Origin of the sequence: Allobosea sp. LjRoot9, from assembly GCF_964252745.1 — a bacterium.
Lineage (GTDB): Bacteria > Pseudomonadota > Alphaproteobacteria > Rhizobiales > Beijerinckiaceae > Allobosea.
The window spans coordinates 264,327-288,479 of sequence record NZ_CAXUPC020000003.1; the positions used below are offsets into that span (position 1 = coordinate 264,327).

The window sequence follows — 24,153 nt, forward strand, 5'->3', positions numbered from 1 at the left end:
GGCTTGGAAGTAGGGAAGCCACCACGTCATTCTGGGGCACGCCGCAGGCGTGAGCCCGGAACCCATAACCGCAGGTGGTTGTTGGCAAGGCGCGACGACGGCCGCGATTCATTCGGGATCTGCAATTGTTATGGGTTCCGGGCTCTTCGCTGCGCGAAGCCCCGGAATGACGGGGGAGAGTGGCCGCCATCATCACAGCCACAACACCTGCCGGCGCAGCGCCAGGTCCTGGCTGAGGGCGCGCGAGGGGCCGGTGTGGACGACCGCGCCGCGCTCCAGCACGACGGTGCGGTCGGACAACGCCAAAGCGAGATCGAGATGATGGTCGACGATTACGATCGCGATCTCCTGTCTCAGCTTGTCGAAGGCCTCGAACAATTCCTCGACGACGGCCGGCGCCAGGCCCTCGAAGGGCTCGTCCAACAGCAGCACGCGGGTGTCGCCGGAGAGCGCGCGCGCTACCGCCACCATCTGCTGTTCGCCGCCTGAGAGGTAATCGGCAGGCGAATGCCAGCGCTGCTTGATGCGCGGGAAGAAAGCGAAGATCTTGTCGTCGTCCCAATGCGAACCATTGCCGGTCAAGCGTTTGAGCCGGCCGAGTTCCATATTGTCCTTGACGCTCATGCCGGCAAAAAGCCCGCGTCCTTGCGGCACATAGGCGATGCCGGCGCGCGCGATCACGGCTGGCGGTTGCCTGGCGATATCGGAGCCTGCGAGCGTGATCGTGCCGGCCGCGGGCGGGGCAATGCCGGTGATGGTCTTGAGCAGGGTCGATTTGCCGGCGCCGTTGCGGCCGAGCAAGGCGACGATCTCGTTCTCATGCACGTCGAGCGCGACCTGCCGCAGGATATGGCTCTTGCCGTAATAGGTGTCGACGCCGTCGAGCCCGAGCAGCACGGCTTCGCGCGCGGCGCTCTCGCGCGGCTTTTCGGCGAGCGCATGGGCGCCCGAGCCGATATAGACCTCCTGCACGCGCGGCGATGAACGCGCATCCTCGACGGTGCCGTCGACCAGAACCGAGCCCTCGTTCATGACCGTGACATGGTCGGCAATGGCGAAGACGCGGTCGATATCGTGCTCGACCAGCAGCACGGGCAAATCGGTCGAGATCGACTTGATCAGATTGCCGACGCGTTCGCGTTCGGCGGCGGCAAGGCCGGCCAGGGGCTCGTCGAGCAGCAGCACGCGCGGCTTGGTCGCCAGCGCCAGCGACATGTCGAGCAGGCGCTGGCCGCCATAGCTGAGCGAGCCCGCTTCCGCGCTCTCGATGCCGCGTAGGCCCATGGTGTCGATGACCTGGCTGGTCTCGTCATTGACCTGCGCCAGCGAGGCGGCAGAGCGCCAGGGCGCGAAACGCTCGCCTGAGCGCGCCTGCACGGCCAATCGAACATTCTCGGCGACTGTGAGCGTCGGGAACAGGTTGGTGATCTGGAAGGCGCGCCCGATGCCGGCCTGCGTGATCGCTTCGGGCGAGAGCCCGGCGATCTGGCGCTCGCGCAGTCGGACCTCGCCGCGATCGGGCTTGAACAGACCCGAGATCAGGTTGAAGGCCGTGGTCTTGCCGGCGCCGTTGGGGCCGATCAGCGCATGCAGGCGGCGGTCCTGCATGGTGATATCGACGCCCTCGACGGCCTTGATGCCGCCAAAGCTCTTGGCGAGGCCGGTCGCGCGCAGGATCGGCCCATCGACGCTGTCGACGGGTTTCATGAAGGCCGGCAGCGTCACCGCGCCGGCCTGGCGGGCCGACATCGCCGCGTCGCCATCGGGCTGCTTGCGGAAGGGGCGCAGCAGGCGCTCTCCGACGCCAACGAGACCGGTCGGGGAGAAGACGATGAAGGCGACGAAGAGCAGGCCGAACCAGAACAGCCAGTTCTCGGTCGCGCTCGAGAGATAGTCGCGGAAGATGACGAAGAAGAGCGCGCCCAGCGCCGGGCCGAGGAAGGAGCGCATGCCGCCGATGACCACCATGGCCAGCAATTCGCCGGAGAAGGCGACCGAGATCGGGTCGGCCGAGGTCATGCGGTTGTTGAACAGCAGGAGCGAGCCGGCAAGCCCGGTCAGCCCGGCAGAGAGCGTGAAGGCCGCAAGCTTGTAGCGGTCGGTCGCATAGCCGAGGAAGCGGGCGCGCTGCTCGTTCTCGCGGATCGCGACAAGCACGGTGCCGACCGGCGAGCGCTGGAAGCGCCAGAGCGCGAAGACCACCGCCATGCCGATGGTGGCGACGAGCATGTAGAAGGGCAGGGCCGCCTCGAAATCGATGCCGAGGAAGAGTGGGCGCTTGATACCGCCCAGGCCATCCTCGCCGCCTGTCACCGCTGTCCAGCGAAAGGCGACGGAGTAGGTCATGGCGGCGAGCGCCAGCGTCAGCAGCGAGAAATACACGCCCTTGCGACGCAGGATCAGCGCCCCGAAGGCGAAGGCGATGAGCGCCACAAAGGCGACCGCGAGCAGGATCGGCAAGGCGAACTGGCCGGGGAACCAGTTGCGCTGCACCAATCCTGCGGCATAGGCGGCAAGCCCGAACCAGGCGCCATGGCCGAAGGAGACGAGCCCGGTCGTGCCGACCAGGATGTTCAGCGCCATGCAGGCGATGGCAAAGACGACGATCTCGGTTGCCGAGGTGGTGCCGAGCCCGATCGCATGCATCAGGGAGGGCAAGGCGAGGAGGCCTGCTGCCGCGATCAGGAGCGGGGCATAGTCGTGCCGGGAGGGTGTCATGGCGTCCCTCACTCGAAGCGCTGGATGCGTTCGCCGAACAGGCCGCGGGGCCTGAACAGCAGGACGAGCAGCATCATCAGATAGATCACGGCGGTCGACCATTGCGTGTAGCCGAGCCCGATGGTGATGCCCTTGACCAAGCCGACCATCAGCGCGGCCACCACGACGCCCCAGAAGGAACCCAAGCCGCCGATGACGACGACGACGAAGGCAGGCGTGATGATCTCCTGGCCCATGGCCGGGTGGATCGAATAGATCGGTGCCAGCAAGACGCCGGCGAGCCCCGCCAGCCCGATGCCGAGGCCGGCGACCGCGACCATATAGGGCTGCAGCGAGATGCCGAGCGCGCCGACCATGTCGGGGTTCTGCACGCCGGCGCGCACGACGCGGCCAAAGGCGGTGCGCTGGAGCAGGAACCAGAGGCCGAGCACGCAGGCTGCCGCAATCAGCAAGAGCAAGGCGCGGTAGCGGGAATAGATAAACTCGCCCAAGAAGATCTGGCCGCGCAATGCGGTAGGAATCGAGAAGGAGAGCGGCGGCGCGCCAAAAATCATGCGCAGCGACTGCTCGGCCACCATGGCGAGGCCGAAGGTCAGGAGCAGCGAGAGGATCGGGTCCGATCGGTAGAAGCGCTGGAACAGGCCGCGCTCGACGACGATGCCGATCAGCGCCACCAGCAGCGGCGAGGCGATGATCGCGCCGCCGAAGCCGATATGGGGCGCGAGCACGATCGTGAGATAGGCGCCGATGGCATAGAAGGCGCCGTGGGCCAGATTGACGATGCCGCCGAGCGAGAAGATCAGCGACAGGCCAAGCGCGATCAGGAGGTAATAGACCCCGTCGAGCAGCCCGTTCAGTACCTGCTGGATGAAGAGGGTGAGCAAGGGAGAGCCTTTGCAGTTTCGATCAATCTACCGCGCGGTCATCCCGGGCGACCGAAGGGAGACCCGGGATCCATGCCGGAACGGTTCAGGCATGGGTCCCGGATCGGCGCGGCTTCGCCGCTTGTCCGGGACGACGGCGCGGATTTGGCAAAGACGGAGCGTTCTCAGCTCATCTTGCAGATGGCCTCGTCGCCCTGGGTGGCGATGACTTCGAGATCCTCGCTCGGGCCGGGGACCGGCGGCGATGAGGTGAAGAGGTCCCACTGGTTCTTCACCTGCGCCGCCGGCAGAGCGGTGATCGTGTACATCTCGCTCATGAGCTGGTGGTCGGAGGCGCGGAAATAGCCGGGCCGCGTCTTCATCACGTCGAACTTCGCGCCCTTCTCCCAATATTCGAGGATCTTTGCGGTGTCCGTGCTCTTCAGCTCGTTCATCGACTGGGCCATGATCTTCACGGCCATGTAGTCGCCCCAGGCTTGGTTCTCCGGCGGCTTGCCGTATTTCTTGGTGAAGGCCGCGACGAATTTCTTGGTCTCGGGTGTGTCGATCAGGTGATGCCAGACGCAGGGCCAGACGCCGCCGAAATTGTCCTTGCCCGCGGCCCAGGCAAGCGCCGTGTCGAAGCCGAAGCCGGCGACCGGGAAGGTCAGTCCGAACTCGGAATACTGCTTCAGGAAATTGGTGATCTGGTTGCCGGCGAGGTTGGAGATCACCAGATCGGGCTTGGCGGCGCGGATCTCGATCAGCAGCGCCGAGAAGTCGGTCGCGTCGGTCGGCACCAGCTTGTCGGCGGCGAACTGGCCGCCATTGGCCTCCATGAAGCGCTTGGCGACCTTGAGCAGGTCATGGCCGAAGGCGTAGTCGGCGGTCAGCGAGAACCACTTCTTGCCCTTGACCAGCCCTTGGGCCATCAGCGAGCGGCCGCAGCTCTTCACATACATCGAGTTCTGATGCTCGACATGGAACATGTAGCGGTTGCAGCTTTCGCCGCGCAGCGCGTCGGAATTGCCGCCGGTGTTGACGAAGAGCGTCTTGTTGCGGGACGCGACCTGCGAGATCGTCAGGCAGGAGGCCGAGGAAATCTCGCCGAGGATGCAGGCGACCTTGTCGCGCTCGATCATGCGCTCGGCCTTGGTCGAAGCGGTCTGCGGATTGACCGAATCCTCCTTCAGCGCCTCGAGCTTGCGCCCGTTGACGCCGCCGGCCGCGTTGATCTCTTCGACTGCGAGATCGACGGCCATCACGCCGTACTCTCCGAGCGGGCCGAGGAAGCCGGTGCGCGGCGTCAGATGCCCGTAGCGGATGGCGTCGGGCGTCTGCGCCAGGATCAGCGAGGGGCTGGCGATCAGCCCGGTGGCTGCGCCCGCACTGATGCCGACCAGCGCCTGGCGGCGTGAGACGCGGATTTTCGATGGCTGTCGATCTGTCATAGGCGTTCCTCCCAGAACGGTTCCGCGCTTTGCGCTGGATTGTCGACCCGTGGTCTTTTTGAAGTCGCGGTCTTGGAGCCGCTTGTCGTGATCTGTGATCACAGTTAGGTTGGCAGACATGATTGGCCATGTCCAGCCCTCACCCGTTCCTGTCGCTGCAGCAGCCGAGGATGCGCCCGGCGCAGCGGAGATGCCGCGCGATGCCTGGGCGCTGGAGGAGGTCGGCGCGCTGGCGCGCGAGACCCTGGGCGAGCGGGTCACCGCCGAATTGCGCGCGCTCTTGGTCGCAGGTCGGCTCGCGCCGGGTGAGAAGTTGTCTCTGCGCCGCGTCGCGGAGGCGCTCGGCGTCTCGATGATGCCGGTGCGCGAGGCGGTCAGCCGGCTTGCCGCCGACGGGGCGCTCGAGGTGCTACCGGGGCGGGCGGTGCGCGTGCCGGTGCTGACGCTGGCACAGTTCCGGGAGCTGACGCGGCTGCGGCTGGTCGTCGAGGGCTTCGCCGCCGAGGAGGCGGCGCGCAAGGCGACCCCGGATCAGCTCGCCCGGATCGCGGCGCATGAGGCCGCCTTCCGGCAGGCTGCGAGCGCCGAGGCGCCGGACCCGGCCGGCGCTGTCGCGGCCAATCGCGACCTGCATTTCGCCCTTTACGAGGCGGCCGGCATGCCGAGCCTGGTCGAGATGATCGAGCGGCTCTGGCTCAAGGCCGGACCGATCCTCAATCTCGACATGCGCCACGAGCCGCGCCGGCTCAAGGGCGGCCGCGCCATGCAGGAGCATGAGAAACTGCTCGTGGCCCTGCGGCGCGGTGATGCCGCAGCGGCGCGAGCGGCGCTGGAAGCCGATATCGGCGCGGCGGCGGCACATATCGAACAGACAGGGCAGCTCGGGGAATCGGATTGATTCCGCCAGCGAGCCCGCAGCACAGGGAGAGAGCGTCATGGATTTGCAGATCGAGGGCTTGCGCGTGCTCGTCACCGCCGGCGCGGGCGGCATCGGGCGCGCGACGGCGCGCGCCTTCGCAGCCGAGGGGGCGAAGGTGCATATCTGCGACGTCGATCGTGAAGCGCTGGCCGCGATGGCGCAGAGTGACCCGGCGATCACGCAATCGGTCTGCGACGTCTCCGACCGCAAGGCCGTGGGCGGGCTGTTCGAGGAGGCGCTCGCGGCGTTGGGCGGGCTCGACTGCCTGGTCAACAATGCCGGCATCGCTGGGCCGACGGGCCGCGTCGACGAGATCGACCCGGCGGATTGGGACGCTTGCGTCGCCATCGACCTGACCGGCCAGTTCAACTGCACGCGGCTTGCGGTGGAGCATCTCAAGCAATCCGCCAACGCCAGCATCGTCAATCTGTCGAGCCAGGCGGGGAAGCACGGCTTTCCCTTGCGCTCGCCCTATGCGGCGGCGAAATGGGGGGTGATCGGCTTCACCAAGGCGCTGGCCGCCGAACTCGGCGAGTTCGGCATCAGGGCGAACGCGATCTGCCCGGGGCTGGTCGACGGCGCGCGCATCCAGAGCGTCATCGCAAACAAGGCGCGCAGCATGAACATCTCGCATGAGGAGATGGCGGCGCGGCTCTTTGCCGGCGTCTCGATCAAGCGCTTCGTCGATCCAAACGACATCGCCAAGCAGATCGTCTTCCTGGCCTCGCCCTTCGGCAAGACGATCTCGGGCCAGGAGATTTCCGTCTGCGGCGACACGCGCATGCTGAGCTGACGGAAGGCGTTCTGACGCAATAGCCTCGCGTTATTCCGGACAAGCCGCGTCAGCGGCGCCGATCTGGAATCCATCGAAGGGCTCCGGCGTTCCAGAATGGATTCCGGATCTCCGCTTTGGCGCGTCCGGGATAACGGAAAAGGGACAGCCTATCGGCCGTCAGCCCGCGTCGATTGGCTGGGCGAGCTTGATCGGGCGGCCCTTCGGCAGCTTCTCGGCGATGCCGTAGAGCTGCTCGCGGCGGTCGATCTCGCGCCAGACATCATCGGGCGCGATGCCGATCTCGCTCCAGAGCACCACCAGATTATAGATCAGGTCAGCGCTTTCGAGGATGGTGCGGCGGCGGTCGCCCTGCACGGCTTCGAGCCCGACCTCGACGGCCTCCTCGGCGACCTTCTTGGCCATTTTCGGCATGCCTTCGCCGAGCAGCTTGGCGGTGCGCGAAAAGGCGGGATCGCGCGAACGTGCTGCGAGGACGGCGGCGTGCAATCTGCTGACCGAATCAACCATTCCTAGAGCGTCACCCCGCCGCATGTGGGTTTCATGACAGCCGTGCCGGGATAGGCTCGACAGGCGAATCATTCGTCGGCTCAATTTAACGCGGATATGCCCAAGGGGAAGGAGAATTGGCGGGTATTGCGCTGGAAGCGCAGCGGTTACAGCATCGGTCCGATGCTGTAACTCTTTGAATTTGCATCGACTTCTTCTAAAAATCGGATTCCACTTTTCAGGCCGATGCTCTAAGGTTTGGCGAAAGGCGCAAACAATGTCGCGACCTGGAGATAGACCTCGCGCTTGAAGGGGATGATCAAGGCAGGCGTCCGCTCCAGCTTCTCCCAGCGCCAGGCATCGAACTCGGCCTTGTGGCCGCCGGCGGGGGTGAGCGTGTTGATCTCGTCATCAGAGCCGTCGAGGCGGAAGGCGAACCATTTCTGTGCCTGACCGCGCCAGCGCCCCCTCCAGGCCTCCTTGCCGATATCGACAGGCAGGTCGTAGCTGAGCCAGCCGGGCGCCTCAGTGAGCAGGGTCGCGGAGGTGACGTTGGTCTCCTCCTGTAACTCACGCCTCGCCGCCTGGAGCGGCGTCTCGCCCGCATCGATGCCGCCTTGCGGCATCTGCCATTCATGGCCTTCCGCGACATGCTCGCGCAGGCTGCGATTGGCGCGTCGGCCGATGAAGACGAGGCCCTGCGCATTGAACAGCGCGAGGCCGACGCAGGGGCGATAGCCCTTGGGCGGGTAAGCGATCATCGCAGAGAGCCTGTCGAGGACGGGTTTCGGAAGCCGCGCGCCGCGCTGACCGGCACGACGAGGATGCCCTTGGCCTCGAGCGACTGGGCCCAACGCGCGATCCGCTCGATCGAGACGGGCAGGGCGCTCGCCGAGGCGATGACGATGCCCTGCTCGCGCGCCAGCGTTTCCAGCATGGCGAGTTCCTTGTCGATCGCATCGGCTCGGGCAACCGTGTCGATGACGCGATCGACCTTCATCGCCGGGATCTGGGCGCGCGCGGCCGAGGTCGCGAGCAGGCTGCGCGAGGAGGAGCCGTCATCGACGACGATGAGCCCGCGCCCGGAGATCTCGCGCAGGATCGGCGAGAGCGCGGCGTCGTCCGCCGTCAGGCGCCCGCCGAGGAAATTGACGATGCCGACATAGCCGGTGAAGCGCCCGAGCACCCATTGCAGCCGGTCGATATTCTCAGCCGCCTTCGGGCCGGTCAGCAGGGTCTGCGGGCCAGGGTCATTGTCGGGATAGTCGAACGGCTCCATCGGCACCTGGAGGAAGATCTCGTGGCCCTCGCCGCGTGCGCGCTGGACGGTGCGCTCCAGCTCCGGACCATAGGGCGCGAAGGCCAGCGACACCGCTCCCGGCAGCTTTGCGATGGCGTCCGCGGTGCCACTCTGGCTGATGCCGAGGCCGCCGACGAGGAGGGCTATCCGCCCTGCCGGCTTGGTCGCGGGCTGCGGTCCGAGCGGGCGGGCATAGATCTGGGCGGGCGTCGTCCCGTCGGGGCCGGTCTTTGGCAGCAAGCCGTGGCGCGTGCGCTCGACCAGCCGGCTGTCGGGGGAGGAGGCGAGCTTTATCGTCGCGGCGCTGTCGGGAATGGTGATGACGATCGAGCCAGGCGCTTCCGCGCCCGCACCCGGGCGCACCACGGTCACGCCGGCTTCGGTTTCGAGCTGGCTGGCGTTGGCCTGGGTTCGGGCTTCCGGGGTGGAGGCCGCCGGCGTTGGCGTTGGCGATGTGGCTTGCGATTGGGGGCTACGTTTTTCGATCAGCGCCGTCGCCATTGGTTGGCCGCCATCGGGATCGCGGCGCGTCGCGACGAGGAAGAGGAGGGCGGCGACCGCAAGGCCGACAGCGCCGCTCGCGCCCAGGGCAAGCCAAAGGCCCCATGGTTTGCCATGAGGCGCGGGGCGATTCTGGCCAAGCGGCCGATTGAGCTCGGTGAGCGGCGTTCCGGCCAAGGGCAGCCGTCCTCAGCTAAGAGAGCAAAGACCTGAAGCAAGCATGCTGGTCCCCGAGAGCGGGTCCGGTTCCCGGCAGCACGATCGCGCGGCCCGAATCAACGGCCCGCGCGTCTAGTCTTGTCGTGTGGCGAGCCGCGCGTCGAGTGCCGGGCGGCGCGTCTCCCGTGCTCAGTTCGGCTTCGGCGCCTCGGGGGCGGGCGTCGGCGCAGGCGCGGCGGCGTCCTTCTTGACGCCGCGCAGCAGGTCGAGCGCCGCGATCAGCTGCGTGTCCTTCAACGGATCGTTGGGCACGTAGGAGGCCGAGCCGGACTGCTCTTCCTTACCGTCGACCGTCTTGAGATGGCCCTTGAGCGAGGCCTCGCCCTTGCTCTCGCCGAGCTTGTCCTTGAGCTCGGCCGGGATCTCCTGCGCGACCTCGACATCGGGCGTGATGCCCTTGGCCTGGATCGAGTTGCCGGACGGGGTGTAGTAGCGCGCCGTGGTCAGGCGCAGGCCGCCATTGGCGCCGAGCGGGATCACGGTCTGGACCGAGCCCTTGCCGAAGGAGCGCGTGCCCATGATGGTCGCGCGCTTGTGGTCCTGCAGCGCGCCGGCGACGATCTCGGCCGCCGAGGCGGAGGAGCCGTTGATCAGCACCACGACGGGCTTGCCCTTGGTCAGGTCGCCGCCGGGCTTGGCGTTGAAGACCTGCGTCTCCTCGGCGTTGCGCCCGCGCGTCGAGACGATCTTGCCGCGCTCGAGGAAGGCGTTGGAGACCAGCACGGACTGGTCGAGACGGCCGCCACGATTGTTGCGAAGGTCGATGACGTAGCCCTTGATCTTGTCCTTGCCGATCTCGGTGTTGACCTTCTCGATGCCCTTGCGCAGGCCCTCATAGGTCTGTTCGCTGAAGGTGCCGATGCGGATATAGCCGACATCGTTCTCGACACGTTCCTCGACAGCCGGCACCACGATGGTGGTGCGGGTCAGGGTGAATTCAAGCGGGTCGGTCTTGCCCGGGCGCTCGATCTTGAGCTTGACCTGGGTGTTGATGATGCCGCGCATCTTCTCGACGGCCTGGGTCAGGCTCAGGCCCTTGACCTCGTCGCCATCGATCTGGCGGATGATGTCGTTGGAGAGGATGCCGGCCTTGGAGGCGGGCGTGTCACGGATCGGCTTGGCGACCTTGAGGACGCCGTCCTCCATCGTGACCTCGATGCCGAGTCCGCCGAACTGGCCGCGCATGTCGGTGTCCATGTCGCGGAAGCTCTTGGCGTCGAGATAGCCCGAATGCGGATCGAGCGAAGAGACCATGCCGTTGATCGCGGCCTCGATCAGCTTCTGTTCATCCGGCTTCTCGACATAATCGGTGCGGATCTTCTCGAAGATGTCACCGAACAGATTGAGACTGCGATAGACCTCGGCGGAGGCCGCAACCGCGCTGGTCGAGGTGAACAGCTTTGTCTGGGTGACCAGACCGGTCAGGCCGGCGCCCATGACCGCACCGGCGAAAACGAGGGAAACCTTGCGCATCATCCGCGAACCTTTTCGCCTTGCGATTTCGTCCACCACGGCGTCGGATCGACCGAAACGCCGTCTTTTCTGAACTCAATATAAAGAACCGGTTGTCCGGTCCCAGAACCTACGATCGTCGCGGCAGCTTCCGACGTTTCGCCCATCACCGCAACCGGTTCTCCCGCGAGGACGAACTGATTCAGCGATACGTCGATGCGCTGCATTCCGGCCAGCAGCAAATAGTACCCTCCGCCGGCATTCAGGATCAAGAGTTGCCCGAAGGAGCGGAAGGGACCCGCATAAACCACCCAAGCGTCCGAAGGTGCCGAAACTAGGGCATTGGGACGCGTACTCACAGATATTCCACGCGTCGTGCCGCCTGCGCCGTCACTTTCGCCGAAACCACGCAATTGTGATCCCGCAGCCGGCAGGGGAAGCAAGCCCCGTGCCTCGGCGAAGGCGATCTTGGGCGCGAGCCGTGCGGGGTCCTTGAAGGCGAGCGCGGCCATGCGCTGGCGCTGCTCGCGGGTTTCTGATTCGAGGGCCTGGCGCGCCGTCTCGGCGGCGCGATTGGCCGTCGAGATCTCTTTTTCCATGCGCTCGACAAAATCGCGCAGGGAGCGCGCTTGCGCCGCGAGCTCGCCACCCACGCTGCGCTGCTCCTCGACGTCGCGAGCGGCGCCCGCTTCGCGCTCGCGCCTGGCCTCGATCAGCGAGGCCAGGCGCTGACGTTCCGTCGCCAGGCCTTCCAGCTCGGTGGTGATGGCCTTGCGGTCGCCGGTGATGTTCTCGCGCAAGCGCACCAGTTCGCCGAGATCCGAGCCCAGGATCTCGATTTCCTGGCGCAGATCGGGCACGACCGCGCCCAACAGCATCGAGGCCCGCACCGCTTCCAGAATATCCTCGGGGCGCACCAGCACCGCCGGCGGCGGACGCCGGCCGATGCGCTGCAGCGCCGCCAGCACTTCGGAGATCAAGCCGCGCCGGCCTTCGAGCGAGCGCCGGATCGCCGCTTCGCTGGATTGCAGCAGGCCGAGCCTGTCCTCGATCGCACCGATGCGCCGCTCGACGGCCTGGGTGCGCTGGGTCGCCTCGAGCAGGGCCTTGTTGAGGGCGGCGCGGTCGGCGCGGATGCCGGCGATCTCCGCCTCCAGCTTGCCGCGCGCTTCGGCATTGCCGGCCAGGCGCTGCTCGATCGCCTTGAGCTCGGCCTCGCGGGCCTGTTTCTCGACCTGCTTGGCCTGTGCCTCGCGGGTCAATTGCTCGGGGTCGGGGGATTGAGCGGCGGCAGGGAGCGAGGCGATGAGAAGGGCCAATGACAGAGTTGCAAAGGCTTTGCCGGCCTGCCGGCAGGACGTGCGGAAGCCATTATCCGGCATGCCGCGATGCCGTGAGCTGGCCGGGCTGCGCCATCCGCGAATCAGGGGCCGGAATGGTCTCATGCGCGATGATAGGGGTGTCCGGCGATGATCGTCATGGCTCTGTAGAGCTGTTCGAGCGCCAGCGCGCGCACGATCTGGTGCGGGATGGTCAAAGCCCCGAACGCGATCGTCAGATCGGCCCGGTCGCGGATCTCGTCGCTGAGCCCGTCCGCGCCGCCGATGACGAGGCTGGCCGCCGCCGTGCCGGCATCGCGCGCGGTCTCGATCCTGGCCGCGAAGGCGTCGCTGGTCAGGCTGCGGCCGCGCTCGTCGAGCGCGATCAGCAGCCCGGGTGCGAGTTTGGCGGTGATGGCCTGGGCCTCGTCGCGCTTGCGCTCATCGGGCCGGCGGCCGCGGCTCTCGGCGAGCTCGACGATCTCGGGACCGGACAAGCCCAGCCCGCGGCCAAGCGCCAGCGCGCGCTCGCGATAGCGCTCGCACAACTCACGTTCCGGCCCGTCCTTGAGCCGGCCTATGGCGATGATGGCGAGGCGCAACGGCGCGCGTCTCGCTGCCTTAACTAACGAGGCGCTCGTTGGGCCTGTCGGCGCCCCACATCTTCTCGAGATTGTAGAACTGGCGCACTTCCGGGCGGAAGACGTGGACGATGATGTCGCCCGTGTCGATCAGCACCCAGTCGCAGGCCGGCATGCCCTCGACCTTGGGCGTGGGCAGGCCCGACGCCTTGAGGGCTTCGACCAGGCTGTCGGCGATGGAGGCGACATGACGGTTCACCCGGCCCGACGCGATGATCATCGCATCAGCCAGTGAGGTCTTGCCGACCAGGTCGATGACCGTAACGTCTTCGGCCTTCATCTCTTCGAGAACATGCAATGCGAGGGCTACGCTGTCGGCGGATGGGTTTTCCGACACAGCGGCCTGGGGAAGCGGCTTGGGCTCGGCTTCACCAAGGGTTGAACGGTTCAGTTCCGTATCCTCTCGATCACGACGCGCTCACAGCGCGACCTGATCAAATTACGCTCAGCGAGGCTAAAATTCAATCGGATTCGGCCTGTTCGCGTAATTGCGTCGAGGAGAGACCGGAGCGGCGGCCGTGCAGGAAGATCCAGGCGGGCGGCTTCGCACCGGCGAGCGCGGCGCCCTGGCTCTCCGAAATCCGCCAGCGTGAGAGCCAGTTGGCGGCGGGCGAGGCGACCGAGCTGTGGGTCGAGCCCGGCCGGTCGATGATCGCGATCGGCATCATCCGGGCGATCGCGCGCCACTCGTTCCAGCGGTGGAAGCTGGCGAGATTGTCCGAGCCCATCAGCCAGACGAAGTGGACGCCGGGGCAACGCAGCTTCAGCGCGCGCAGCGTGTCGGCGGTGTAGCGGGTGCGCAGCCGCGCCTCGATCCCGGTGACATGGATGTGGGCGTGGTCGGCGATCTTGCGCCCGAAGGCGACGCGCTCAGCCAAAGGCGGCAGGGCGGCGTTGTCCTTGAGCGGGTTGCCTGGCGTCACCAGCCACCAGACGCGGTCGAGCTGGAGCCGGCGCAGCGCTGTCAGGCTCGCCATGCGGTGGCCGTCATGGGCCGGGTTGAAGCTGCCGCCGAACAGGCCGATGCGCAGGCCCGGCGCATGGGGCGGCAGCCGCAGGTGATCGCTGCTCAAGGCAAGATTCTGCGTCACGAACGAATCTGGCCGTCGCCATGGACACGGTATTTGAACGAGCAGAGCTGCTCGACGCCGACAGGTCCGCGCGCATGCATGCGCCCCGTCGCGATGCCGATCTCGGCGCCGAAGCCGAATTCGCCGCCATCGGCGAACTGGGTCGAGGCATTGTGCAGCACGATTGCCGAATCGACCTCGGCGAGGAAGCGCCGGGCGGTCTGGGCGTCGTTGGCGATGATAGCCTCGGTATGATGCGAGCCGTAGCGCTCGATATGGTCGATCGCGGCGTCGAGCCCTGCGACGAGCTTCACCGCGATGATGCGGTCGAGGAATTCCGTCGCCCAGTCCTGCTCGGTCGCGGGGGAGACGCGGGCGTCGAGTTCTTGCGTCGCGGCGTCGCCGCGCACGGCGCAGCCGGCGTCGAGCAGGGCGCTCACCAGCGGTTTCAGATGCGTTGCCGCACAGGCCTCGTCGACCAGCAGGGTCTCGGCCGCGCCGCAGACGCCGGTGCGGCGCAGCTTGGCGTTGAGGGTGATCTCGCGGGCCATGGCGAGATCGGCGCTGGCATGGACATAGACATGGCAGTTGCCGTCGAGATGGGCGAAGACCGGCACGCGGGCATCGCTCTGGACGCGGGCGACGAGGCTTTTTCCGCCGCGCGGCACGACGACGTCGACATGGCCGTCGAGGCCTTTGAGGATTTCGCCGACTGCCGCGCGGTCGCGGGTCGGCACGAGCTGGATCGCATCGGCCGGCAAACCCGCCGCTTCCAGCCCCTGGCGCAGGGCGGCGGCGATCGCAGACGAGGTGCGGAAGCTGTCGGAGCCGGCGCGCAGGATCGCAGCGTTGCCGCTCTTCAGGCAGAGCGCACCGGCATCCGCCGTGACATTGGGCCGGCTCTCGAAGATCACGGCGATGACGCCGAGCGGTGTCGCGACACGCTCGAAGCGCAAGCCATTGGGCTGCGTCCAGCTCGCCAGCACGCGGCCGACCGGATCAGGCAGGGCGGCCACGGAAGCGACGGCCTCTGCCACGCCGTCGAGGCGGGTCTGGTCGAGCAGCAGCCGGTCGATGAAGGCGGCGTTCTGGCCATTGGCCTTGGCGTCGGCGATATCGAGCGCGTTGGCGGCGAGGATATCCGCCGCGCTTGCGCGCAGGACGTCTGCCATCGCGATGAGCGCGGCGTCGCGTTTTGCCGCCGGGGCAAGCGCGACCAGACGGGCGGCTGCGCGCGCGCGCCGGCCGAGATCGCCCATCAGCGCCGCGATATCGCCGCGCTCCTTGTCGGAAGAGACCACGCGCAGGGCGCTCTCGCTCGTCATGACCGGCCTATCCAAACCCTTTAATGCCTTCAGACCTTAGCCGACGCCCAGCGCCATGTCGTCCCGATGGATCATCTCAGCGCGGCCGGGATAGCCCAGCACCGCCTCGATGTCGCGCGAGGCCTTGCCGAGCACCAGCGCCGCCTCGTTTGCATCATAAGCGACGAGCCCGCGTCCGAGCACCGTACCGTGCGGATCGCGGATCAGCACGGCGTCGCCGCGCGCGAAATCGCCCTCGATCCGGCTGACGCCGACCGGCAGCAGGCTCGCCCCACCGCGCAGGGCCCGTGCCGCACCCTCGTCGACATGGAGCGCGCCGCGCGGCTCGAGCGAGCCGGCGATCCAGGTTTTCCGCGCGGTCGCGGGCGTGGAGGCGGTCAGGAACCAGGTGCAGCGCGCGCCCTCGGCGATGGCACTGAGCGGGTTCTTGCCCCGCCCGTCGGCGATCAGCATATGCGTGCCGCCGGCGGCTGCAATCTTGCCGGCCTCGATCTTGGTGCGCATGCCGCCGCGCGAGAGCTCGGAAGCGGCCCCACCCGCCATGGCGTCGATCTGCGGCGTGATGCGCTCGACCAGCGGGATATGGCGCGCGCCGGGATCGCTGAGGGGCGGGGCGGTATAGAGACCGTCGATATCGGAGAACAGCACCAGCAGGTCGGCGCCGGCCATGGTCGCGACGCGGGCGGCGAGCCGGTCATTGTCGCCATAGCGGATCTCGGCGGTGGCGACGGTGTCGTTCTCGTTGATCACGGGGATCGCACGCAGATCGAGCAGGCGGCCCAGCGTCGCGCGTGCATTGAGATAGCGCCGGCGCTCCTCGGTGTCGGCGAGCGTCAGCAGAATCTGGCCGGCGGTGAGGCCGTGATGGCCGAGCGCCTCGGCCCAGGTCCGGGCGAGCGCGATCTGGCCGACGGCAGCTGCCGCCTGGCTTTCTTCCAGCCGCAATGGGCCCGACGGCAGGCCAAGCACGGTCCGTCCGAGCGCGATCGCGCCCGATGAGACGACGAGCACATCGGCGCCGCGCTGGTGCAGATCGGCGAGGTCCTCGGCGAGCGCGGCGAGCCAGGCCTGGCGCAAACGGCCGCGCGCCCGGTCGACGAGCAGGCTGGAGCCGACCTTGACGACGATGCGGCGGAACTGGTTCAGTGACGGCGTCTTCACGGCTGCGACCGGTTTGAACTTTCAGGACTTGTTGAACTTTCAAGACTTGCGGCTTTGGCTGTTGGCGAAAACGGCGCGCTTGTAAAGCGCTGCCGGTGGCGGCGCGGCCATGCCGAAAGCGGTTTCATCCGCTGGTTGCATTGACAAGGGCGATTCAAGCGCCCATATGAGGCCTGTCGATATTTAGGCCGAACGACGTGGCCCCGCGCATGAGAGTGCGCCTGCTGACGACCTTCACCGCTCAAAAAATCGAAAATTTGCGCGTGAGCGATCACGCGCTCCCACATACTTAGCGAAAGGTTTCGTTATGGCCGCTGGCACAGTTAAATGGTTCAATTCCACCAAGGGTTTCGGCTTCATTCAGCCGGATGATGGCGGGCAGGACGTGTTCGTCCACATCAGCGCCGTTGAGCGCGCTGGCATGCGCGATCTCCGGGAAGGTCAGAAGATCTCCTACGAGATGGTTCAGGACAAGCGCTCGGGCAAGATGTCTGCCGACCAGCTCCGCGCTGAGTGAGCCGCTAAGCCGCATCTGTCGGCATCGGAATTTGGGTTTGGCGACCACGGATGTACTGGCGCCTGAACCTTCCGGTCCAACGACGATGCGGTCCGACGAGGGGTCGGGGTTCATAGCCCGGCCCTTTTTCCGTCACTATAAACGCAGGAGACAGGCATGCAGGTTCTCGTCCGCGACAATAATGTCGACCAGGCCCTCCGGGTCCTGAAGAAGAAGATGCAGCGCGAAGGCGTCTTCCGCGAAATGAAGCGCCGTTCGGCTTATGAGAAGCCGTCCGAGAAGCGCGTTCGCGAAAAGGCCGACGCCATCCGCCGCGCCCGCAAGGTTGCGCGCAAGCAGATGCAGCGCGAAGGCTTGATCGCCGCGCCGAAGCCCAAGCCGAAGCCGGTCCGCGCTGGAGGCGCAGCGCCTGCGCGTTGATTTGGATACCAATTCGGCGCGATCTGGATTATTGGCCCCTCGCGGGGCACAGATCGCGCCCGTGACAACACGAGAGAAGGCTAGCCTTGAAGAACCCGAACGACCGCAGCTTCACTGATCGCAAGGCCAATTCCGCGGCCGCCAAGCAGGCGCTCCTTGAGCGTTTCAAGGCGAGGCCGGGTCCGGATGACCCGATCATGCAGCAGCGCCGCGCGGAGCGCCAGGCCATTGCCGATGCGCGCGCGGTTCGCGATGCAGAGAAGGCCGCTGCCCGGGCTGAAGCCGAGCGTCTGGCCGCCATCGAGGCCGCCCGCCTCGCCGAGGAAGAGCGCCTGGCCGAGATCGCTCGCGAAGCCGCCCGCAAGGCCGAGCAGGCCCGCCGCGACGCCGAGCGTCCGCGCAAGGTGCTGCTGGAAGCCGTGCAGTACGCCCAGCTCCGCGCCGCCGGCAAGGGCCGCCGCTGATATCAGACGATTGCCAGGGCGATCCGGTCCGCTTGGATCGCTCGGTTGCCCTGGATTCTTACTTTTAGTGCATTATCTTTAGGTGAAGCGGCGAGAGCTGCCTCGCCTGACGATGCTCTAGAGCAGTTTCCGATCCAAGTGGATCGTTCAACCGCTCTGGTTCTTTGTATTAAAGCGTTTTCTTCACGCGAACCGGTATCCACTTCGCTCGAAAACGCTCTAGCTGACGGGGTTCTCGCTCGCGGCCGATCGGCGGCAGGAGGCTCGGCAGTCGACGATTCCGGCCTTGGCCCTTGTGCCTCGGCCGGCGTGACACGCCTCCTCTCAGAGAGACGGGTCGTTTCGGGCCGCACGGTCCAAAACGCGAATTCGCCTCTCGGCTCAAGCGCAGCATCGGAGCGAGCCGCCATGGCGACGCGAGGACTCTCCGCCGACGAAATCAAGCGGCGGGCGCAAATGGCCTTCGACAAGGCCGACGCACGCAAACAGGAAGCATCGCGCGCGATGGAGGCCGAACAGGCCGAACGCGACGCCGTGATGCAGAAGACGGCCCGCTTGCGTGCGCAGCGCCTCGCCAAGGAAGCGGTGGAAGCCGAGACCGCGGCGATCGTTGCGGCTGAGCAGGCACAGGCCAAGGCCGAGCAGATCGAAGCCAAGGCCGCGGCGAAAGCCGCCAAGACCAAGGCGAGCACCGACAAGATCGCCAAGGCGGCGGAAAAGCTAGCCAAGGCCGCCGAAAAAGCGAAGAAGGCCGCCGCGCGCGTCTAGACCGGCAGACGCACGGTCTTGCCTCTGAGCGGACGCGGGTTTTCCCGGATTCAAGAAAAAGCCTGCCCGGCCCCGAGCCCGGCGGGCTTTTCTATTGGGCGTTTGTGCGCATGCCGCCGTATGCGCTTATCGGGCCGAAGCTCCGTTCAGGGCCATGGCCGCCCGAATGAGCGCCTTGAAGGCATCTTGATCGATGTCATCGCCCTCATGGAGATCGATGGCGCGTCTGGTGTTGCCTTCGAGGCTGGAGTTGAACAGGGCTGACGGATCCTCGAGCGAAGCGCCTTTGGCGAAGGTCAGCTTGACGACGCTCTTATAAGTCTCGCCGGTGCAGATGATTCCGGCGTGAGACCATACCGGCACGCCCCGCCATTTCCACTCCTCGACCACTTCGGGGTCCGCCTGCCGGATGAGCGCACGGATTTGGGAGAGTGTCTTGCCCCTCCAGTCGCCCAATTCCTCGATTTTCGCATCGATCAATCGCGCAGGGGATTCGCTTGAAGGGGATTCGCCCGTGGTCGTTGCGGTCTTTTTCATATCGTCGCTCCCCCTCGGCTTCTTTTTCTATGCGTTCGATGGCGTCGCAAGACACTCTGCCAGCGCCTCCGTCAGGCGGTCGAGTTCCGGCTTCGACCCGATGGTGATCCGGATGAAGTCGGATAGGCGCGGACCGGAGAAATGCCTGACGAGCACGGCGCGCTCGCGCAGCGCCACTGAGAGGGCCTGGCCGGTGTGGCCGGGGTGGCGGGCGAAGACGAAGTTGGCGCTGGACGGCAGCACATCGAAGCCAAGCCGGATCAAGGACGCGGTCAGGCTCTCGCGATTGGCGATGATGGCCGATCGCGTCTCTTGGAAATAGGCTTCGTCCTGGATAGCGGCGATGGCGCCCGCCTGAGCCGGGCGCCCGAGCGGATAGGAGTTGAAGCTGTCCTTCACCCGCGTCAGGGCTTCGATCAGCGCCTGGTCGCCAATCGCGTAACCGACGCGGAGGCCGGCGAGCGCGCGCGATTTCGACAGGGTCTGGACCACCAGCAGATTGGGATGGTCGCGGATCAGGGGAATGGCGCTGTCCGCGCCGAAATCGACATAGGCCTCGTCGATCACCACAGGCGCATCGGCCCGCGCGCTCACGAGCCGTTCGATCTCCGCCTGCGGCAGCGCGATCCCGGTCGGCGCGTTCGGGTTGGGAATGATGATGGCGCCGCCCCGGTCGAGATAATCGGCGATGCGGACGCGCATCCCGCCGTCGAGCGGGACCGTCTCATGCGCGATGCCGAACAGCCGGCAGTAGACGGGATAGAAGCCGTAGGTGACGTCGGGAAACAGCAGGGGCGCGGGCTGCTTCAGCAGCGCCGCGAAGGCATGGGCGAGCACCTCGTCTGAGCCGTTTCCGGCAAAAACCTGTTCGGGCGCGACGCCGTGATGCTCGGCCAGCACCTCCCGCAGCCGCGTGGATTGTGGGTCCGGATAGAGGCGCAGCGTCTCGGTGGCGGCGGACCGAATGGCTTCGAGCACCATTGGGGACGGCCCAAACGGGCTCTCATTGGTGTTCAGCTTCACCAACCCTGGAATCCGGGGCTGTTCGCCCGGCACATAGGGCGACAGACCCCGGGCAAGCTCCGACCAATAGCGGCTCATGCAAGCCTCTCCCGCTGCCATGTCCATCGCGTGATGAGGGTTCGGACTCCCGCGGTCAAGGTTGAGATCCGTTAACCTTTGGCCAGTGGTTACGGCCGCGATGCTCCCCGATGAGCTGTCCGGGCCGCCGCGATCAGGGCACGCGCCATTTGGAGGAGGATCGCCGTCGCGTCGTCGTCGGCCAGAATCTGGGAGCTGACAAAGGCCCCGTTGATGACCACCGCCAACTGGGCGGCAAGCTCGTCGGGCCGGTCGACCCGCAGTCGCTCGGCGATGCCGCGCAGACGGCGACGCAGTTCCTGCTTGTGCGTTCGGGCGACGATCCGGGCCGGGTGATCCTCGTCGGGGAACTCGGCGGCGACGTTGAGTTGGGGGCAGCCGCGATAATTGGGGCGGCCAACCCGCTCTCCGATCCAGGCCATGTGCGCCGCGAGCTCGGCTTCGCCGTCCTGTCCATGGGGCGCCGCCACGCGATCCCAGCACGCCCAGAAATCCTCGTCCTCCCGCTGCAGAAATGCGGCGATGAGATCGTCCTTCGTGCGAAAGTGACGATAGAGGCTCGTCTTCGCGATGCCTGCCGCCTCGACGACCAGATCGACGCCGACAGCCCGCACGCCCCGACGGTAGAAAAGGTCGGAGGCGATCGCGAGGATCCGCTCGCGCATGTCGACCTGGCCGGTTTCCGCGCTGGGCTGGCCGCCCGCCTGCTCAGTCTTCATGTGCCGCTCTCATGTGTCGTTCTCATGTGCCGTTCTTCTGGCATCGGCAGAGATAGCAGCTTCACGCTTGACGCGCTACAGACCTGTCTGTAACTAAAAGGAACAGACAGGTCTGTAGCGCTGAGGAAAACATGACTGATCAGCTTTTGAGAGCAGAGAGCACCCGGCCGGTGGTTGCGGTCTACGGGGCCTCCGGACATACCGGCCGCTTCGTGGTTCGGGAGCTGTCGCGACGTGGCTTCAGGGCCATCGCGATCGGGCGCGACGCAGCCAGGCTGGCGGCGGCCAACTTCCCCACGGGCGTCAGACAGGTCGTCGCCAGCCTTGAGGATCCCGCCTCGCTCGCCCGCGCCCTTGATGGGGCCGCTGCGATCATCAACTGCGCCGGACCGTTCCTCGATACGGCCGAGCCCCTGGTCTCGGCGGCATTGCAGGCGCGCATCCACTATCTCGACGTGACGGCGGAGCAAGGCAGCGCCCAGGTGACCTTCGCGCGCTATGCCTCGGCCGCCGAAGCGGCCGGCGTGGCCGTCATCCCCGCTATGGGCTTCTATGGCGGTCTGAGCGACCTCCTGGCGACCGCCGCCATGGGCGACTGGACCCGCGCCGATGAGGCGCGCATCGGGATCGCTCTGGACAGTTGGGAACCGACTGAGGGGACGCGCATCACAGGGCAGCGCAACACCGCCCGTCGCGTGACGATCTCCGGAGGGGCGCTGCAGCCGCTGGCCGATCCGGCGCCGAATGCCGTCTGGTCGTTTGCGGAACCCTTCGGCGCACAGGAGATGGTCGAGCTGCCCTTCACCGAGGCGGTCCTGATCGGGCGCCATCTTCAACTGTCCGAACTCCACACCTATCTGAACACGGCGCCGCTGCGCGATCTTCGAGACACGACAACCCCTGCGCCGGTTGCGGCCGACGCCTCGGGACGCTCGGCGCAAACCTTCCTCGTGGAGGTCGAAATCCGCCGGGGAAGCACGGTGCGCCGGGCGGCGGCCCGCGGACGGGACATCTATGCGATCACCGCGCCTCTGGTCGTCGAGGCCGTCGAGCGAATCCTGAGCATCGAGACGGCACAGGGCGGCGTCTTCGCTCCGGGCGCGCTGTTCGACGCCGCGAACTTCCTGGCGGCGCTCGCCCCCGACCTCGTCTTGTCCTGATCAGGGGCTGCGCGGCAGGATCATCGCAGCGGCGGCCACGCAGGCACTTCGCCAGCCGTTTTCGCTGCGCCGGGCGTGTCGAAGAGGCTGCGTGATTTGGGCCGCCATCGCGCGGGATGGCGGTATCGGCAAACACGGTTTCCGTGCCGAGGATTCGGGAGGGGGGCTTCGAAGTTCGGCCAGCGATGGTCAGGCGCGCCAGGACTGCGAGGCCGCGCTGACATCCTCCGCGAGGTAGGCCTGCAGATAGGTCGACAGGTCACGATAGCGGGACTCGCCATTGGCATCGTAAACCCAGAGTTCCGGCTCGTCCTCGAACTCGATCCAGAGCAGGTAGATCCTCTCATAGCTGTACTCGCTGCCGGCAAAGAGGGAGAGCCGTTCTGGCCGGAACAGGGTGGAGGCTTCATTCGGCCAGCCTTCCGCCGCTGCGATCTGCGACTGCTTTATCCCGTAGAGCAGAGCGTCGGCGGCCGTATCGGCTTCCGACCAAAGGCGCTCCATGTCTGCAGCCGAGAGCCAGTCTCCGTGGCTGGCGACCGTCCAGCGGCCACATCGCTCGAAGCGCTCCTTCAGCATGGGGCTGACGGGCCGATAGACGCCGGCTTGCAGCGTTGGAACACCCTTGCTGAACGGCTCGGGCGGCAGCAGCTTCGGGCGAAACGCTTCGTCGGCAGTTTCCCGATATCGAGCCGTCGCCGCGAACGCCATTTCGATCAGTGCCTTGATCACGGTCCGCCTCTCGCTGAGCCAACGCCTTCTTACTGTTACGCGCTCCACCTGTCCCGAAACACACGGAAACACTGGCGCAATGCGTGGGGCCGATTAATCTCGTTTCCGATTGAACCTTTCACGCGCTCGCTGCGACCAACTCTTGCGAGCCGGAATGCCGGGCCTTGAGGGCGATGCATACGGAATCGGACGACGACCTCGTCAAGCGGATCGCCTCGGGCGACCGGCTCGCAATGCAGGTGCTGTTCTCGCGGCACCAAATTCGGGTCTACCGTTTCGTGCTGCGGCTCGTCCGCGACGAGACGATGGCGGAGGATGTGATCAGTGACGTCTTCATGGATCTCTGGCGACAGGCCGATCGTTTCGAGGCACGCGCCTCGGTCGCGACCTGGCTGCTCGCGATTGCCCGCAACAAGGCCTATTCGCTGCTGCGCAAGCGGCGTGAGGCCGGGCTCGACGACGATTTCGCCGAAAGCATCGAGGACGAGGCCGACGACCCAGAGATCGTGCTGCAGAAGCAGGACAAGGGCCTGGCGATCCGCGCCTGCCTCGGCAAGCTCAGCCTTGAGCATCGCGAGGTCATCGACCTGGTCTATTATCACGAGACTTCGGTCGAGGAGGTCGCCCGCATCGTCGGCATCCCCGAAAACACGGTCAAGACGCGCTTGTTTCACGCCCGCAAGAAGCTGGGCGAACTGCTCAAAACAGCAGGCATCGACCGAGGCTGGCCATGACATGCCGATGCGTTTCTCCACTCACACGATCTCGCAGGGAGGTCTGTCATGACTGACAACATCGCGACCGACCCGAAGCGCGTCGAACTCGAGCAGTTGCTGCCCTTCTATGCCAATGGCCGGATTTCGGCGGCCGACAAGCTGCGCATCGAGACGGCGCTCACGGCTGATCCCGAACTGCGCCTGCGGCTCGACATCATCCGCGACGACATGGCCGAGACCATCCTGTTCAACGAGCAGCTCGGCGCGCCGTCACCGCGGGCACTCGATCGTTTGATGGCCGGCATCGAAGCCGAGCCGAAGCAGGCGCCGCTCTTGTCCCGCGCCAGGAGTGGCCTCCTGGGCTGGTTCGGGCAGTGGCTCGCGGCCCAGCCGCCGCGTCGGCTCGCTTACGCCAGCGCCGCGGCGCTGGCGTTGATCGCGCTCCAGGGCGTGGCGATCACCGGCCTTGCCGTACGGGGCGGTGGCGGCGGTTTCGAGACAGCCTCGGTGCCGGGCGTGCAATCCTCTGACCGCTACGTGCTCCTGAGTTTCGCGGCCGAAGCCAAGGCCGGCGACATCGCCGCTTTCTTCAAGCGCTATGACGCTTCGGTGGTCGACGGACCGCGCGCCAACGGCTTCTTCAAGGTCCGCATCGGCGATGCGAAGCTGACACCGGCGCAAGTCGACGCCATCGCGGCACGGATGAAGGCGGAGAGCGCCATCGTCAGCTTCGTTGCGCCTGCACCCTGACACCGCGTCATGCGCCGCCGAAACGACGTTTGTGCTATGATAAGCCCG

General features: G+C 66.5%; 27 protein-coding genes. 10 read left to right on the top strand and 17 right to left on the bottom strand.

Annotated features, from left to right (window positions below; all coding sequences use genetic code 11):
• Positions 1–192: 192 nt before the first annotated feature.
• The 3 genes from ACSQ3P_RS15745 to ACSQ3P_RS15755 form a co-directional block, all read right to left on the bottom strand.
• Complete coding sequence (locus tag ACSQ3P_RS15745) at positions 193–2,718, bottom strand: branched-chain amino acid ABC transporter ATP-binding protein/permease (RefSeq protein ID WP_436166486.1); 2,526 nt, start codon at positions 2,716–2,718, stop codon at positions 193–195.
• A gap of 8 nt (positions 2,719–2,726) precedes the next feature.
• On the bottom strand, positions 2,727–3,602 hold the full coding sequence (locus ACSQ3P_RS15750; protein WP_310147140.1) for a branched-chain amino acid ABC transporter permease: 876 nt from the start codon (positions 3,600–3,602) through the stop codon (positions 2,727–2,729).
• Positions 3,603–3,766: 164 nt separating this feature from the next.
• A complete protein-coding gene (locus tag ACSQ3P_RS15755) occupies positions 3,767–5,032 on the bottom strand; it encodes an ABC transporter substrate-binding protein (RefSeq protein WP_436166487.1) in 1,266 nt (421 codons plus the stop codon).
• A gap of 118 nt (positions 5,033–5,150) precedes the next feature.
• Between ACSQ3P_RS15755 and ACSQ3P_RS15760 the strand changes: the two genes are divergently transcribed.
• Positions 5,151–5,930 (top strand): GntR family transcriptional regulator, encoded by a 780-nt coding sequence (locus tag ACSQ3P_RS15760; RefSeq protein ID WP_436166488.1) that lies wholly within the window; start codon positions 5,151–5,153, stop codon positions 5,928–5,930.
• A gap of 37 nt (positions 5,931–5,967) precedes the next feature.
• Positions 5,968–6,744 carry an SDR family oxidoreductase gene (locus ACSQ3P_RS15765; RefSeq protein WP_436166489.1) on the top strand — a complete coding sequence of 259 codons (777 nt, stop codon included), beginning with the start codon at positions 5,968–5,970 and terminating at the stop codon, positions 6,742–6,744.
• A gap of 159 nt (positions 6,745–6,903) precedes the next feature.
• On the opposite strand, the gene hisE is transcribed toward ACSQ3P_RS15765, so the two are convergent.
• The 5 genes from hisE to ACSQ3P_RS15790 form a co-directional block, all read right to left on the bottom strand.
• Positions 6,904–7,254, bottom strand: coding sequence for a phosphoribosyl-ATP diphosphatase (gene hisE / locus ACSQ3P_RS15770; RefSeq protein ID WP_092168040.1), 351 nt, complete (start codon positions 7,252–7,254; stop codon positions 6,904–6,906).
• Positions 7,255–7,484: 230 nt separating this feature from the next.
• Positions 7,485–7,994, bottom strand: a complete 510-nt coding sequence (locus ACSQ3P_RS15775; RefSeq protein WP_436166490.1) for an RNA pyrophosphohydrolase — start codon at positions 7,992–7,994, stop codon at positions 7,485–7,487.
• Positions 7,991–9,211: a divergent polysaccharide deacetylase family protein gene (locus ACSQ3P_RS15780; protein WP_436166491.1), complete on the bottom strand. Its 1,221-nt coding sequence runs from the start codon at positions 9,209–9,211 to the stop codon at positions 7,991–7,993. The genes ACSQ3P_RS15775 and ACSQ3P_RS15780 overlap by 4 nt, the downstream gene beginning before the upstream one ends.
• 171 nt (positions 9,212–9,382) lie before the next feature.
• Entirely contained in the window at positions 9,383–10,726 is a 1,344-nt protein-coding gene (locus ACSQ3P_RS15785; protein ID WP_436166492.1) for a S41 family peptidase, read from the bottom strand.
• Complete coding sequence (locus ACSQ3P_RS15790; RefSeq protein WP_436166493.1) at positions 10,726–11,685, bottom strand: murein hydrolase activator EnvC family protein; 960 nt, start codon at positions 11,683–11,685, stop codon at positions 10,726–10,728. Before ACSQ3P_RS15790 ends, ACSQ3P_RS15785 begins: the two co-directional genes overlap by 1 nt.
• A 45-nt stretch (positions 11,686–11,730) precedes the next feature.
• Between ACSQ3P_RS15790 and ACSQ3P_RS15795 the strand changes: the two genes are divergently transcribed.
• Positions 11,731–12,027: a hypothetical protein gene (locus ACSQ3P_RS15795; protein ID WP_436166494.1), complete on the top strand. Its 297-nt coding sequence runs from the start codon at positions 11,731–11,733 to the stop codon at positions 12,025–12,027.
• Positions 12,028–12,146: 119 nt separating this feature from the next.
• Here the strand turns inward: ACSQ3P_RS15795 and rlmH are convergent, their stop codons facing one another.
• The 5 genes from rlmH to proB form a co-directional block, all read right to left on the bottom strand.
• Positions 12,147–12,626, bottom strand: coding sequence for a 23S rRNA (pseudouridine(1915)-N(3))-methyltransferase RlmH (gene rlmH, locus ACSQ3P_RS15800; protein WP_436166495.1), 480 nt, complete (start codon positions 12,624–12,626; stop codon positions 12,147–12,149).
• Between the two features lie 19 nt (positions 12,627–12,645).
• Positions 12,646–13,002, bottom strand: a complete 357-nt coding sequence (gene rsfS / locus ACSQ3P_RS15805; RefSeq protein ID WP_244546325.1) for a ribosome silencing factor — start codon at positions 13,000–13,002, stop codon at positions 12,646–12,648.
• Between the two features lie 124 nt (positions 13,003–13,126).
• Positions 13,127–13,756 carry a nicotinate-nucleotide adenylyltransferase gene (locus ACSQ3P_RS15810; RefSeq protein ID WP_436166496.1) on the bottom strand — a complete coding sequence of 210 codons (630 nt, stop codon included), beginning with the start codon at positions 13,754–13,756 and terminating at the stop codon, positions 13,127–13,129.
• Complete coding sequence (locus ACSQ3P_RS15815; protein ID WP_436166751.1) at positions 13,753–14,994, bottom strand: glutamate-5-semialdehyde dehydrogenase; 1,242 nt, start codon at positions 14,992–14,994, stop codon at positions 13,753–13,755. Before ACSQ3P_RS15815 ends, ACSQ3P_RS15810 begins: the two co-directional genes overlap by 4 nt.
• Positions 14,995–15,096: 102 nt before the next feature.
• Positions 15,097–16,221, bottom strand: coding sequence for a glutamate 5-kinase (gene proB / locus ACSQ3P_RS15820; protein WP_436166497.1), 1,125 nt, complete (start codon positions 16,219–16,221; stop codon positions 15,097–15,099).
• A 307-nt stretch (positions 16,222–16,528) separates the two neighbouring features.
• Between proB and ACSQ3P_RS15825 the strand changes: the two genes are divergently transcribed.
• The 4 genes from ACSQ3P_RS15825 (at position 16,529) to ACSQ3P_RS15840 (ending at position 18,390) form a co-directional block, all read left to right on the top strand.
• Positions 16,529–16,738 carry a cold-shock protein gene (locus ACSQ3P_RS15825; protein ID WP_068179468.1) on the top strand — a complete coding sequence of 70 codons (210 nt, stop codon included), beginning with the start codon at positions 16,529–16,531 and terminating at the stop codon, positions 16,736–16,738.
• Positions 16,739–16,894: 156 nt separating this feature from the next.
• The gene (rpsU, locus tag ACSQ3P_RS15830; protein ID WP_069693190.1) at positions 16,895–17,158 is read left to right on the top strand and encodes a 30S ribosomal protein S21; all 264 of its coding nucleotides are present in this window, start codon (positions 16,895–16,897) and stop codon (positions 17,156–17,158) included.
• An 86-nt stretch (positions 17,159–17,244) separates the two neighbouring features.
• Positions 17,245–17,622, top strand: a complete 378-nt coding sequence (locus tag ACSQ3P_RS15835; RefSeq protein WP_092168021.1) for a DUF6481 family protein — start codon at positions 17,245–17,247, stop codon at positions 17,620–17,622.
• A gap of 456 nt (positions 17,623–18,078) precedes the next feature.
• Positions 18,079–18,390: a hypothetical protein gene (locus ACSQ3P_RS15840; protein WP_436166498.1), complete on the top strand. Its 312-nt coding sequence runs from the start codon at positions 18,079–18,081 to the stop codon at positions 18,388–18,390.
• Positions 18,391–18,516: 126 nt separating this feature from the next.
• On the opposite strand, the gene ACSQ3P_RS15845 is transcribed toward ACSQ3P_RS15840, so the two are convergent.
• The 3 genes from ACSQ3P_RS15845 to ACSQ3P_RS15855 all read right to left on the bottom strand — a co-directional run bounded on the left by ACSQ3P_RS15845 (position 18,517) and on the right by ACSQ3P_RS15855 (position 20,747).
• Positions 18,517–18,927, bottom strand: coding sequence for a DUF1801 domain-containing protein (locus ACSQ3P_RS15845; RefSeq protein ID WP_436166499.1), 411 nt, complete (start codon positions 18,925–18,927; stop codon positions 18,517–18,519).
• Between the two features lie 27 nt (positions 18,928–18,954).
• Entirely contained in the window at positions 18,955–20,028 is a 1,074-nt protein-coding gene (hisC, locus tag ACSQ3P_RS15850; RefSeq protein ID WP_436166500.1) for a histidinol-phosphate transaminase, read from the bottom strand.
• An 89-nt stretch (positions 20,029–20,117) separates the two neighbouring features.
• Positions 20,118–20,747 carry a TetR/AcrR family transcriptional regulator gene (locus tag ACSQ3P_RS15855; RefSeq protein ID WP_436166501.1) on the bottom strand — a complete coding sequence of 210 codons (630 nt, stop codon included), beginning with the start codon at positions 20,745–20,747 and terminating at the stop codon, positions 20,118–20,120.
• A gap of 131 nt (positions 20,748–20,878) precedes the next feature.
• Here ACSQ3P_RS15855 and ACSQ3P_RS15860 point away from each other — a divergent pair, with 131 nt between their 5' ends.
• Positions 20,879–21,907 (top strand): saccharopine dehydrogenase family protein, encoded by a 1,029-nt coding sequence (locus ACSQ3P_RS15860; protein ID WP_436166502.1) that lies wholly within the window; start codon positions 20,879–20,881, stop codon positions 21,905–21,907.
• Positions 21,908–22,096: 189 nt separating this feature from the next.
• Here the strand turns inward: ACSQ3P_RS15860 and ACSQ3P_RS15865 are convergent, their stop codons facing one another.
• Entirely contained in the window at positions 22,097–22,639 is a 543-nt protein-coding gene (locus ACSQ3P_RS15865) for a hypothetical protein (RefSeq protein WP_436166503.1), read from the bottom strand.
• A gap of 164 nt (positions 22,640–22,803) precedes the next feature.
• On the opposite strand from ACSQ3P_RS15865, the gene ACSQ3P_RS15870 reads away from it, so the two are divergent.
• Positions 22,804–23,373, top strand: coding sequence for a sigma-70 family RNA polymerase sigma factor (locus ACSQ3P_RS15870; RefSeq protein ID WP_436166504.1), 570 nt, complete (start codon positions 22,804–22,806; stop codon positions 23,371–23,373).
• A gap of 48 nt (positions 23,374–23,421) precedes the next feature.
• Complete coding sequence (locus ACSQ3P_RS15875; RefSeq protein WP_436166505.1) at positions 23,422–24,105, top strand: hypothetical protein; 684 nt, start codon at positions 23,422–23,424, stop codon at positions 24,103–24,105.
• Positions 24,106–24,153: the final 48 nt, after the last annotated feature.